Source organism: Pantoea sp. PGP6 (assembly GCF_053474785.1).
Window position 1 is genome coordinate 1,715,454 of record NZ_JBQBMA010000001.1, and the last position, 13,101, is coordinate 1,728,554.

Here is a 13,101-nt window from a genome sequence, read left to right on the forward strand (position 1 = left end):
ACGCCTGGTGGGCCAGGCTCGTCATAAGGAGTACGCCGATGAACCGATACATGATGCTGCTGATTGCCCGGCGCGTGGGGGCCGGCATCCTGACTTTACTTATCGTCTCGGCGGTGGTGTTTTTTATCACCAGCCTGCTGCCGGGCGATGCGGCGCAAATGATCCTTGGGCAGAACGCCACGCCAGAAACGGTCGCAGCGTTACGTCAGCAACTGGGCTTAGATCAGCCGCTGCTGATGCGCTACTTCAGCTGGCTGGCTGGGATGCTGCAGGGTGACTTCGGCACCTCGTTTGCCAGCCATCTGCCGGTCTCGCAGCTGGTGGCGCAGCGTATTCCGGCCACTTTTGAACTGGCGGCCATCACCACCCTGATCTGCGTGCCGCTGGCGTTGATTATCGGCATCATCGCGGCGATGAACCGTGGTTCACGGCTCGATCGGGTGCTGGTGATCGGCACCATGGCGACGGTCGCAGTGCCGGAGTTTCTGGTGGCGACGGTGGCGGTACTGATTTTTGCCGTCAAGCTGCACTGGGTGTCGGCGATGTCGTTCGGCAGCCCGGACAGCGATCTGCTGAGCTACCTCAAGGCCTACGCACTGCCGGTGCTGACCTTGTGCTGCGTGCTGGTGGCGCAGATGGCGCGTATGACGCGGGCGGCAATCATCAATCAGCTCGACAGTCCCTATCTGGAGATGGCGCTGCTGAAGGGCGTATCGCCACTGCGGGCGGTGCTCCGTCACGCACTGCCCAATGCGGTCGGGCCAATTGCCAACGCCATTTCACTCAGCCTCTCCTATCTGTTTGGCGGCGTAATCATTATCGAAACCATCTTCAGCTATCCCGGCCTCGCCAGTCAGCTGGTAGACGCGGTCAGCAACCGCGATCTGCCGGTGGTGCAGCTCTGCGTCATGCTGTTTGCTGCCTGTTATCTGGTGCTGCTGCTGGCGGCTGATGTTCTGACCATCGCATTTAACCCAAAATGGAGAAGCGCATGAATACACTCCTGCTTCCGGTGCGTTTTTTTCAGTCGCTCTCCTGGTCGGGACGACTGGGACTGCTGATGTCACTGTTCTGGCTGCTGATGGCGGCATTCGGTACTCAGCTGGCACCGCACAACATTGATGATATCGGCGGTGGACCGCTGATGGGCGGCCTGACGCCGGATAACCTGCTGGGCACCGACTACCTCGGGCGCGACATGCTGAGCCGCATTCTGTATGGCGCGAAGTTCTCCATCGGTCTGGCACTCAGCGCCGCGTTGCTGGCCAGCCTGATTGGTACGCTGCTGGCGCTGCTGGCGGCGGTAGCTGGCCGCTGGCTGGAGGAGCTGCTGGGACGGGTCAACGATGCGCTGCTGGTGCTGCCGGGCAAAGTGCTGTCGCTGATGATTGTCGCGGTGTTCGGTTCGTCGCTGCCGATGCTGATCCTGACTGCGGTCTTCACCTACTGGCCGGGCGCATTCCGCATCGCTTTCGCCATGGCCAGCACGCTGCGCAGCATGGATTACGTCCGCGCCTCGCGACTGCGCGGTGAAAGCCGCTGGTACATCGCCATTCATGACATTCTGCCTAACATGGTGCACCCGATGCTGACCGATTTTGGCCTGCGCTTCGTCTACATCGTGCTGCTGTTGAGCGGCCTGAGTTTTCTTGGCCTCGGTGTTCAGCCACCGTATGCCGACTGGGGCACGCTGGTGCGCGAAAATATCCAGGGACTGTTTGATGGCTCGCCCGCGGTACTGATGCCGGCGCTGGCGATTGCCAGCCTGACTATCGGGGCCAACCTGTTTATCGACAGCCTGCAGGCGATGCGTCCGATGACGCTGGCGAAGGAGGGAGCATGAACGTGACGCCACATACTGCAATGCCGGTGATTTCGGTGGATAAGCTGCGTGTTACCGCGCAGACCGATCGCGGCGAAGAGATCGATCTGGTCTCCGACATTCACTTTACCGTTCAGAAAGGCGAAGTGCTGGCGCTGATTGGCGAATCCGGCTCGGGAAAAACCACCATCGCCATGGCGCTGATGGGCTATGCCCGCAGCGGCTGCCGCATCGCCGAAGGCAATATTCACGTGGCGGGCACCGACGTCAACAGCCTGTCGCCGGGCCAGCTACGCGCCTTTCGCGGTAATAAAGTCTCGTATATTGCCCAGAGCGCCGCCGCATCCTTTAACCCCGGCATGAAGATTCTTGACCAGGTCATCGAGCCAGTGGTGATCCACGGCACCATGACCCGTAAAGCGGCCAAGGCCAAGGCGATTGGCCTGTTTCGCGAACTGGCGCTGCCCGACCCGGACACCATTGGCGACCGCTTTCCGCATCAGGTTTCCGGTGGGCAACTGCAACGCCTGATGACGGCGATGGCGCTGATTGGCGATCCGGACGTGGTGATCCTCGACGAACCGACCACCGCGCTGGATGTCACCACCCAGGTGGAGGTGCTTAAAGCGTTCCGCCGCGTGGTGGCTCAGCGTGGTGTCACCGCCATTTACGTCAGCCACGATCTGGCGGTGGTGGCGCAGATGGCCGATCGGATTCTGGTGCTGCTGCGCGGCCAGATGGCGGAGTACGGCACCACCGCCCATCTGATTGGCGCGCCGCAGGCAGAGTACACCCGGTTACTGATGGATGCGGCACGACAGAAAGAGCGGCCCAGCAACTGGTGCCCGGCGGCGGCTGATGTTCAGCCACTGCTGGAGGTGCGCGACCTGAATGCAGGTTACGGTCCGCGCGGCAGTGACGGCCACCCGAAAGTACGCATTCTGGAAGAGATCAACCTCAAGCTGTGGAAGGGGCAGGCAATCGGCATCATTGGCGAATCGGGGTCAGGTAAAACCACGCTGGCACACGCCATCGCCGGGCTGAACGCGCCGAGTCACGGCCATATTCTGTTCAACGGCCACTACATTGCCGGTGATATGCAAAAACGTCCTGACAACGAGCTGCGTCGCATTCAGTATGTGTTTCAGATGGCGGACACCGCACTCAATCCGGCGCACAGCGTCGAACGCATTTTGTCGCGGCCGCTGACCCTGTTTCACGGTCTGAGCGGTGCGGCCCGGCAACAGCGGCTCTGGCAGCTGCTGGATCTGGTCAAATTGCCGCGCAGCGTGTTGTGGCGTCGCCCATGGGCGCTGTCCGGTGGGCAGAAACAGCGGGTGAATCTGGCGCGCGCACTGGCAGCTGAGCCGGATTTGATCCTGTGTGATGAGGTGACCTCGGCACTGGATACCGTGGTGGCCGCAGCGGTGCTGGACTTAATCAGCGAGCTGCGCCGCGAACTGGGTCTCTCAGTGATCTTTATCAGCCATGATATGCATGCGGTACGCGCGGTGTGTGATGAAATCGTGGTGATGAAGAGCGGACGTATCGTCACGCAGCTGGCGCGCAACGATTACGATAAGCCGACCAGTGAGCTTTATTTTGAGCGCCTGAAGCGGGCCGTACCGGAACTGCGTCAGGGCTGGCTGGATGAGCATGAAGAGGTGCTGAAAGCGGAGTAGGCCCCGTTACGTCATTCGCCGCACAGCGGTAGAGACGCAGCGAAGCGCATCTGACAGAGGTCTCTGCCCATGGTGGCAGAGGCGCGGAGCAGGGCCGGCGGCCGGTTTACCGGATCGCGCCCGGCCTGATAACCAATAACAGAGGTAGCAATGCTATGCCTGCACCGATTCGTTATGTACAGGACAGTGCAAACTTTCCCGAGGCCGCCGATGTGGTGGTGATTGGCGCCGGTATCGCCGGGGCTGCCGCCACCTGGGAGCTGGCAAAACAGGGACTGAAGGTGGTGTTAATCGAAAAAGGACTGGTGGGGGCAGAGCAATCGAGCCGCAACTGGGGCTGGTGTCGCCAGCAAAACCGTGATGAGCGTGAATTGCCGCTGATTATCTATGCCCTGCAACGCTGGGGTGAACTCAACGCCGAAACCGGTGAAGAGCTGGGTTTTCGCCGCAGCGGTCTGGTTTACGCCACCCGGATTGAAGCGGATATCGCCGCATGGGAGAAGTGGGGGCAGATGGCGAAAAGCTACGGTGTCCGCAGCGACATCCTGACTGCCGAACAGGCGAAAGCGATGACGCCTGGCAGCACCACCGCCTGGCGTGGTGGTGTCTCATCCCCGACCGACGGCCATGCCGAACCGCGTCTTGCCGCACCTGGCCTGGTGATGGGAGCGCAGAAGCACGGCGCGCTGGTGTTCCAGCAATGTGCGGTGCGTGGGCTGGATATTGCCGCAGGCCGGGTCAGCGGCGTCTGGACCGAGCGCGGCCTGATTAAAACCAGCCGGGTAATCTGTGCCGCGGGTGCCTGGACTTCGATGTTCTGCCGTCGTCACGGTATCGATCTGCCGCTCGGCAACGTAATCGGCACCGCCTTCCGCACCCAGCCGATTGAGCAGGCGATTGCCATGCCGCTCTACACGCCGGGCTTCGCCTGTCGGCCACAGCTGGATGGCAGCTACACCGTGTCAGTCTCCGGGCGGGGACGGCTGGAGCCGGGGGCTCAGGGGCTGCGCTATGCCCGTCAGTTCTATCCGACCTTTAAAAGCCGGCGTAAAAATCTCACCCTCAACCTCGGCATTACCCCGTTCTTCCGTGGTCCGGAAGCGATGGGACGCTGGGAATTTGACCGCATGTCGCCCTTTGAGCGGATGCGAATTCTCGATCCGGCGGCGGATGCGCATATCGTCGAAGAGGGGCTGGCGGCGATGCGTCGGGAATATCCGGCGCTGGCTAATCTGCGACTGGCACAGTCGTGGGGCGGCATGATCGACAGCACCCCGGACGCGATTCCGGTGATTTCGACCGTGGCAAAACTGCCCGGGCTGGTGTTATCAGCCGGCTATAGCGCGCACGGCTTCGGCATCGGGCCGGGTGCCGGACGGCTGGCCGCCGATCTCGCCACTGACGCCACCCCGATCGTCGATCCCAGACCTTATCGCTACAGCCGTCTGGTTGACGGCAGCGGCTTAGAAACCCCCGGCATGATGTAAGGAGACCCGATGAGCATAACGCTACGTGCAATGACGCCAGATGACCTCGATAACTGCTACGCGATGACCCAGGCGCTGAAATGGCCGCATCGCCGCGAAGACTGGCAGCTGGCGTTGCAACTAGGTGAGGGCACGGTGATTGAGGAGCAGGGCAAACTGATTGCCAGCGCCGTGCTGTGGCGCTGGGGCGAACAGGCGGCCACCGTCGGTCTGGTGATCGTTGACAATCAGCAGCAGGGACGGGGGCTCGGCAAACAGCTGATGCTGGCGCAACTGGAAAAACTGCCCGGCTACAACGTGCGTCTGCACGCTACGGAAATGGGCAAAGGACTGTATGAAAAACTCGGTTTTGTCAGCTGCGGTGAGATCCGCCAGCATCAGACCCGCGCACTGTTAAGCGTACCGCAGGTCACCGTGCCTGCCGGACTGGAACTGCGCCGCGCCAGCGCAGCCGACAAATCGTCGCTGGTGGCGCTGGATTATCAGGCGCACGGGATGCACCGTCCGGCGCTGTTTGATCATCTGCTCAGCGACACGCAGACCGTACTGTTACAGGATGCCGATCGGCAGATCCACGGTTTCGCCAGCCTGCGCCGCTTTGGTCACGGCTGGGCGATTGGTCCGGTGATTGCCGATGATTTCCCGCTGGCGCAGACGCTGGTCGCCGCGCTGATGCAGGGCGTGCAGGGGGAGTTTCTGCGCATTGATACCGATGCCAGCCTGCCGCTGGCCGCCTGGCTCAGCACTCTGGGAGTGGAACAGGTTGACGCGCCGACCACCATGGTACGCGGCACGCCGTGGACGCCGCAGGGAATGCAGGCGTTTGGCCTGATGACGCAGGCGATGGCCTGATGCAGCTCGTCTATAAATCTGAGCCGGAACGTGGCCGGCTGTGGCAGCGCTGGCTGGCACAACATGCGCCAGACATTACGCTGCATATCTGGCCCGAAACCGGTGAACCGGATCAGGTTGATGCGCTGATCGCCTGGCAGCCACCCGACGATATAGCCGCCTGTTTCCCCAATCTGAAACTGCTGTTTTCAGTTGGCGCAGGGGCCGATCAGTTTGACCTGACCATCTTGCCACCCGATTTACCGGTCATCCGGATGATTGAACCGGGCCTGACGCAGGGCATGGTTGAATATGTCACCTTCTCGGTGCTGGGCCTGCATCGGGATATGCCGCGCTATTTCCAGCAGCAACGCCTGCAACAGTGGCAGGCGCACAGTGCGCTGCCAGCCGCGCAGCGGCGGGTTGGGGTAATGGGAATGGGCGAACTGGGCCAGGCGGCATTGCGACAGTTGGTGGCGCTGGGTTTTGACTGCGCCGGCTGGAGCCGGACCCCACGCCAGTATAGCGGTGTACGCTGCTGGCACGGCGACGACCAGCTGGCCGAATTTCTGGCACACAGCGATATCCTGGTCTGCCTGCTGCCGCTGACCGCCACGACTCACGGCCTCCTCAATAGCGCGCTGTTTAACCAGCTTCCGCACGGTGCCGCGCTGGTGCAGGCTGGCCGCGGTCCGCAGCTCAATCATGACGATCTGCTGCTGGCACTGGAGAGCGGTCAGCTTCGCGCGGCGGTGATTGATGTCACCGATCCGGAACCGTTACCGCCGTCGCACCCCTTCTGGCGTCATCCGGCGATCTGGCTGACGCCGCACATCGCCAGCCAGACTCAAAACGAAAGTGCCATTGTCGCCCTGCTGGATAACCTGCGGCGCTATCAGCGCGGGGAGCCGCTGCACGGGCTGATTGACCGCTCGCGAGGATATTAAAATGGACGCTTTAGTCGCACTGCGCCGTGATTTGCACGCTCATCCGGAGATCGGTTTTCAGGAGCAACGCACCAGCGATATCGTGGCCGCCTTTCTTGAGCAGCAGGGTATTGAGGTCTATCGCGGCATCGGTAAAACCGGCGTGGTCGGGGTGCTGAAAAAGGGCACCAGCTCCCGCATGATCGGGCTGCGCGCCGATATGGATGCGCTGCCGATGCAGGATCAGGGGGAGGCGGCGTGGAAAAGTCAGGTGGAGCAGGTCAGTCACGCCTGCGGTCACGATGGTCACACCGTGATGCTGCTGGGGGCCGCGGAGGTCCTGGCACGCGATATCGCCTTTGATGGCAGCGTCTGCTTTATTTTCCAGCCAGCCGAAGAAGGACTGGCCGGGGCGAAGGCGATGATCGACGACGGGCTGTTCAGTCGTTTTCCCTGTGACGCCGTCTATGCCATTCATAACTGGCCGCAACTGCCGCTGGGCACGGTGCAAACCCGGCCCGGGCCGATTATGGCGGCGGCCGATCGCTTTGATATCCGGGTGTTCGGCGGTGGCGGTCATGCAGCACAACCGCACCTGACACGCGATACCCTGCTGGCCACCAGTGAACTGGTGGTGCAGCTCAATACCCTGGTGGCGCGTGCGCTCGATCCCTGCGAAACCGGGTTGTTAACCGTCACCCGGATGCAGGGCGGCTTTTCGCACAATATGATCCCGGCCGAAGCCAGCCTTACCGGCACGGTTCGCACCTTCAACCCGGCGGCACAGGCGACGCTGGAAGCGCGGCTACGCCAGATGGCAGAACACATCACCGCCGCGCACGGCCTGCGTGCCGAGGTCAGCTATCACCGCTATTACCCGGCGACCATCAACAGTGCCGCCGAAGCGCAGTTCTGTCTGCAGGCGCTGAGTCAGGCGGGCATCCCGACTGACGTCGCACCGCAGCCGGCGCTCACTTCCGAAGATTTCGCTTTCATGCTGCAGGCGCGTCCCGGCGCGTATCTGTGGCTGGGATCGGCCCCCAGTAAGCCACTGCATCATGCTGCCTATGACTTTAATGATGCGCTGATTCCGCATGGCATTCAGGTATTTGTCGCGCTGATCCGTCAGGCGCTGGCAGAGAAATTTCCCTGCTGAATGCAGCAGGATTTTGACAGGAAATGCCGCTGCCTGCGGAATTACGGCAGCGTAAGAAACCAACGGGTTGCGATACTTGAGCCAACCGAACGTTACGTGGATGAGGGTTTAAAATGCAGAATGTCATGGCAGAGCAGCAAGCATACTCCGATAACAGCCTGTTACTGGATGCACGCGAGCAGAACGTGCCGCGTGGCGTGGTCACCGCACATCCGTTGGTGATCGAACGAGCCAAAGGCAGCGAAGTGTGGGATGTAGAAGGCAATCGCTATCTCGATTTTGTTGGCGGCATTGGCGTGCTGAATGTCGGTCATAATCATCCGGCGGTGGTCAACGCCGTCACCCGTCAGCTGGGCATGGTGTCCCACGCCTGTTTTCAGGTGGTCGCCTATCCGGGCTACATTACGCTGGCCCAGCGGCTGAACAAGCTGGTGGGCGGTGACGACGCGTACAAAAGCGTCTTTTTCACCAGCGGTGCCGAAGCGGTAGAAAATGCGGTGAAGATCGCCCGTGCGCATACCCAGCGCCCCGGCATCATTGCCTTTGATGGCGCCTTTCACGGCCGCACGCTGCTGGGTGTCACTCTGACCGGCATGTCTGCGCCTTATAAACAGAATTTTGGTCCGTTCCCTGGCGATATCTATCGCCTGCCGTTTCCTAATCCGCTGCATGGCATCAGTGAAGTGGACTGCCTGAAAGCGCTGGATCAGCTGTTTGCGGTACAGATCCTGCCGGAGCGGGTGGCGGCAATTATTATCGAGCCGGTGCAGGGCGACGGCGGCTTCCTGCCGGCCGGTCCGGCGTTTATGCAGGCGCTGCGGCGCATCACCGCTCAGCACGGCATTCTGTTGATTTGTGATGAAGTGCAGACCGGTTTTGGCCGTACCGGCAAGATGTTCGCCTTCCAGCATCTCGACATCAAACCCGATCTGGTTACTCTGGCGAAAAGTCTGGGCGGCGGCCTGCCGATTTCCGGCGTGGTCGGTAAAGCAGAGATTATGGATGCGCCGACTCCCGGCGGGCTGGGCGGCACCTATGGCGGCAATGCGCTGGCCTGTGCCGCGGCGCTGGCGGTACTGGACCTGTTCGAGCAGGACAACCTGCTGCAGCGATCCTGCCAGCTTGGCGAACAGCTCAATGCGCGTCTGCGGCAGCTGGCGGATAAATATGCCTGCATCGGTGACGTGCGTGGCGTCGGCTTTATGCAGGCGGTAGAGATTCTGGATTTTGAGACCGGACGGCCCGACGCGGCACTGACGCAGAAGATCCTGGATAGCGCCTGCCAGGAAGGTTTGCTGCTGATTAAGTGTGGGCTGCATCGTAATACTATTCGCTTTCTGGCGCCGCTGGTCACCACCGACTCGCAACTGGAAGAAGCGTTGCATATCTTCGATATTGCCCTGGCCCGTGCCACGGGACGGTTAGGGTAAGTCGAGCTTCCTCATTGATATTGTTAAAGTAATTTGAAAATCTCCCGCTGGTATAACCACTGCTTAGCGCTGGCGCGTTTACCGTAAAGCGTGTTATACCTTCGGGAGGTTCTGCACATTTGATTAAGAGCCTATCCCATTAGGCTATTTCATTTGTCAGTCTGAACCTGGGCAGTGCTCACAATCCTCCCGTACTACCTGGTACGCTCCGGTTGTTCCGCGCTGTTCGTGCCCAGACTGCCTGCAACAATTACGCCTACTGGGATAGGCTCTGACAATGAGGGGTGCTATGAACGGCTTAATGAAACTTGACCGCATCGACATCAATATCCTGGTGCAACTCCAGAAAGATGGCCGTATCAGCAACGTTAACCTCGCCGATGCGGTAGGCCTTTCCCCCAGCCCCTGTCTGCAACGGGTCAAGCGTCTGGAACAGGCGGGCTTTATCACTGGCTATGAAGCGCATATTAACCTGACGCGGATCACCGATTCGGTAACGGTATTTACCGAAGTGACTCTCTCCGGTCATCGTCGCGAAGACTTTATGAAATTCGAAAGTGCGATGCGCGACGTGGATGAACTGATGGAGTGCCATCTGATCACCGGCGGTTACGACTATTTGCTGCGCTTTATTACCCGCAGCATTGAACATTACCAGGAAGTGATTGAGAAGATGCTCGACGCACAGATCGGCATCGATAAGTACTTCAGCTATATCGTTATTAAGTCACCGATCATGAAAAGCAGCGTGCCGTTGCGATCGCTGATCGGTAAACAAAATTCGGTCGAGTTTGGTGTGTAGCGGGCGGTCTGTGATCGCTCATCCCCGCTTTCCCTCATCACCGGGGAAGGCGGGGCGGCTGCACTGTCAGTAACGATCCCGCCGCTGGTCATGACTGCGGCTTAACGGCATATTCTCCGCGTTCCTTATTCAGATTTGCCTTCGCCAACGTGCCTGTTATTTAACCCCGCATTTCCCGTTCTGATTTACCCCGCCAACGCGTCCGCATTTAAGTCCCGCATTTCCCGTTCTGATTTACCCCGCCAACGCGTCCGTCATTTTAGCCCTGTTTTCTGCGTCGACGCGCCACAGTGAAACTGATGGCCGGTCATGCCAGCAGCAGGAATCCGGCGCACAGCATAAAATTTCTTTCGCCGCTGAAATTCAGGCGCTACAACACCTTCTGATGCACGCTACGGTCTTAACCGTTTCGCAAACCCTTTTACACTGTTTTCAACCGATACAAGGAGTTGTCATGAGTTCATTAATCATTGCTGACCAGCACTGGCAACGTGATGCGTTCACCGTGTCCACCGCGCGCCAGCAGCTGGACCTTGACTGGATCCATCGCCAGCTGGCTGAAAAGTCCTACTGGGCGCAGGGTCAGCCGCGGGCCAAAACCGAGCGGGCGATTGCCGGATCATTGCCGTTTGGCCTCTATCACCAGCAGGCGCAGATCGGTTTCGCCCGGCTGATTACTGACTACACCCGTTTTGGCTGGCTGTGTGATGTGATGATCGATGAAAACTGGCGTGGGCACGGGCTGGGCAGCTGGCTGGCCACCTGCGTCCGTGAACATCCCGAACTGCAAACGGTGCACCGCTGGATGCTGTCAACCCGTGATGCCCATCAGGTCTACCAGCGACTTGGCTGGCGTGTGGTGCAAGATCCGCAGACGCTGATGGAATTTCCTCCCTCCTGACTCCGGAGTTACCCTGAGATGCGATACCGCGTTGGCGTGGATATTGGCGGATCCTTTACCGATTTCGCCGTGCTCGATCAGCAAACCAATCAGATTCATACCCTCAAAGTCCTGTCGCGCCCGGATCGGCCGGGCAGCGAAATCGTCAACGGGCTGACGCAGTTTCAGCAGCGTGATGGCATTGAACCGACAGAGATTGGCTATTTTACCCACGGCACCACGGTCGGAATCAACGCGGTGATCCAGCGCCGCGGCGTTCGGCTGGCGCTGTTTGCCACCGAAGGCTTCTGCGATGTGCTGGAGCTGGCGCGGCTGAAAATTCCGCATATCCACAACCTCTTCTCGCGGCGTCCCGCACCGCTGATTAGCCGCGATCGGGTGTTTGCTATCCGCGAACGCAGCGACTGTCACGGCAACGTGCTGCAACCGGTCGATCGTCAAAGCGTGCTGGATGCGATCGCGCAGGCGCGGGCGGCGGGCTGTCAGGGCATTGTGGTTTCGCTGCTGCACAGTTACCGCAACCGGCACAATGAAGCTGCCGTTAAAGCGATTATTGACGAAGTGGCACCCGAGCTGCTGACCTCCTGTTCGGCCGATATCTGGCCGATCATTCGTGAATACGAACGCACCATCACCGCCACCATCAACGCCTATGTCCAGCCGATGGTGATCAACTACCTCGAATCGTTTGAGCAGGCGCTGCAGCGTATCGGGGTGAAGCCCCCGCCGCGCATTACCAAATCGAATGGCGGCGTGATGGGCATTGAGCAGGCGAAACGCGAGTGCGTACAGATGGTACTCTCCGGGACCGCATCCGGAGTGATCGGGGCCAGTTATCTCGCCAGCGCCTGCGGTTTCGACAAAATTCTCAGCCTCGATATCGGGGGCACCAGTGCCGACGTGGCGGTGATTGTGGATGGCAAGGTGGCGCAGGGCAACGGCGAAATCATTGGTGATTTCCCGATCTTTATTCCGTCGGTTGCCGTGACCTCGGTCGGGCAGGGCGGCGGTTCACTGGCATGGATCGACGGCCAGGGCGTGCTGCAGATGGGACCGGACAGCGCCGGTTCGCTGCCGGGACCGGTCTGCTTCCAGCGCGGCGGGACGCAGCCTACCGCCACCGATGCCTTTGCCGCCTGCGGCATGATGGGCCACGGCGCGCTCGGCTATAACGCCGTGAGCGTAGATGTAGCCGCCGCCTGCGCGGCCTGGCAGCCACTGGCCGATGCGCTCAAGGTGACGGTGCATGAAACGGCAGAGACCGCCATCCAGCTGGCGATCTCCAGCATGTACAGCGATACCAGCGGTTTGCTGTCACGGTTTGGCCTCGACCCGCGCGAATTCTGGTTCCTCGCCTTTGGCGGCGCAGGGCCGATGATGGGCTGCTTCCTGGCACGCGAGCTGAACATGAAAGGGGTGATCGTGCCGCCCACGCCTGGTGTCCTTTCGGCGCTCGGTGGGCTGGTGGCCGACATCCGCAATGACTTTATCCGCACTCTTTACAGTGACCTGACGCCAGCGCTGGCCGACACCTTAGCCAGCGAAGCGCAGGCGTTACAGCAACGTGCCTGTGGCTGGCTGGTGCAGGAGCATGGCAGCGAGATGCCGTACCAGCTGCAATTCAGCGCGGATATGCGCTATCGCGGCCAGTCGTTTGAGATTGAAGTGCCGCTGGAGGCGACCTGGCTGACGACGGCTGACGTCACGGCGCTGCATCAGGCGTTTGATCGTCAGCATCAGCAGCTGTTCGGCCACTGTGACGCGGATGCGCCGGTGCAGCTGATCAATCTGCGGCTGGTGATCGCCTCGCCGGTGCCAAAACCAGAAATTAATCGCCTGCCAGCCGCCACCGAACCGGTCGCGGTGCTGAAGCAGGTGACGGCGTGGATTGATGGCGCGTGGCATCAGGTGGATGTGGTGCTGCGGTCGGAACTGCGCGCCGGGCATCGGCTGACCGGCCCGGTGATCGTCGCCCAGGATGATTGCACCACCTGCGTGCCGCCCGGCATGTGGGTCAAAGTCGACCCCTTTGGTAACCTGCTGATCACTGCGAGCGAGGCGTAA

Annotated in this window: 11 protein-coding genes; all 11 read left to right on the forward strand. The window is 60.6% G+C overall.

All coding sequences use genetic code 11. From position 1 onward, the window contains the following. Positions 1-38 precede the first annotated feature (38 nt). The 11 genes from ACLIBF_RS08050 (at position 39) to ACLIBF_RS08100 (ending at position 13,101) form a co-directional block, all read left to right on the forward strand. Positions 39-995 (forward strand): ABC transporter permease, encoded by a 957-nt coding sequence (locus tag ACLIBF_RS08050; protein ID WP_031377056.1) that lies wholly within the window; start codon positions 39-41, stop codon positions 993-995. Continuing rightward, positions 992-1,843, forward strand: coding sequence for an ABC transporter permease (locus ACLIBF_RS08055; protein WP_031377057.1), 852 nt, complete (start codon positions 992-994; stop codon positions 1,841-1,843). Before ACLIBF_RS08050 ends, ACLIBF_RS08055 begins: the two co-directional genes overlap by 4 nt. After that, positions 1,840-3,504, forward strand: coding sequence for an ABC transporter ATP-binding protein (locus ACLIBF_RS08060; protein WP_279810484.1), 1,665 nt, complete (start codon positions 1,840-1,842; stop codon positions 3,502-3,504). The genes ACLIBF_RS08055 and ACLIBF_RS08060 overlap by 4 nt, the downstream gene beginning before the upstream one ends. A 155-nt stretch (positions 3,505-3,659) precedes the next feature. Then, positions 3,660-4,991: an NAD(P)/FAD-dependent oxidoreductase gene (locus tag ACLIBF_RS08065; RefSeq protein WP_046288236.1), complete on the forward strand. Its 1,332-nt coding sequence runs from the start codon at positions 3,660-3,662 to the stop codon at positions 4,989-4,991. A gap of 9 nt (positions 4,992-5,000) precedes the next feature. Continuing rightward, positions 5,001-5,843 (forward strand): GNAT family N-acetyltransferase, encoded by an 843-nt coding sequence (locus ACLIBF_RS08070; protein WP_089561999.1) that lies wholly within the window; start codon positions 5,001-5,003, stop codon positions 5,841-5,843. Next, positions 5,843-6,769 carry a 2-hydroxyacid dehydrogenase gene (locus tag ACLIBF_RS08075; RefSeq protein WP_279810483.1) on the forward strand — a complete coding sequence of 309 codons (927 nt, stop codon included), beginning with the start codon at positions 5,843-5,845 and terminating at the stop codon, positions 6,767-6,769. The genes ACLIBF_RS08070 and ACLIBF_RS08075 overlap by 1 nt, the downstream gene beginning before the upstream one ends. Before the next feature lies 1 nt (position 6,770). Then, entirely contained in the window at positions 6,771-7,904 is a 1,134-nt protein-coding gene (locus tag ACLIBF_RS08080; RefSeq protein WP_031377060.1) for a M20 aminoacylase family protein, read from the forward strand. A gap of 113 nt (positions 7,905-8,017) precedes the next feature. Then, positions 8,018-9,334: a 4-aminobutyrate--2-oxoglutarate transaminase gene (gabT, locus tag ACLIBF_RS08085; RefSeq protein ID WP_031377061.1), complete on the forward strand. Its 1,317-nt coding sequence runs from the start codon at positions 8,018-8,020 to the stop codon at positions 9,332-9,334. A gap of 289 nt (positions 9,335-9,623) precedes the next feature. Then, positions 9,624-10,136: an Lrp/AsnC family transcriptional regulator gene (locus ACLIBF_RS08090; RefSeq protein ID WP_031377062.1), complete on the forward strand. Its 513-nt coding sequence runs from the start codon at positions 9,624-9,626 to the stop codon at positions 10,134-10,136. 454 nt (positions 10,137-10,590) lie between these two features. Then, on the forward strand, positions 10,591-11,037 hold the full coding sequence (locus ACLIBF_RS08095; protein WP_448309514.1) for a GNAT family N-acetyltransferase: 447 nt from the start codon (positions 10,591-10,593) through the stop codon (positions 11,035-11,037). An 18-nt stretch (positions 11,038-11,055) separates the two neighbouring features. Further along, positions 11,056-13,101: a hydantoinase/oxoprolinase family protein gene (locus ACLIBF_RS08100; RefSeq protein WP_448309515.1), complete on the forward strand. Its 2,046-nt coding sequence runs from the start codon at positions 11,056-11,058 to the stop codon at positions 13,099-13,101.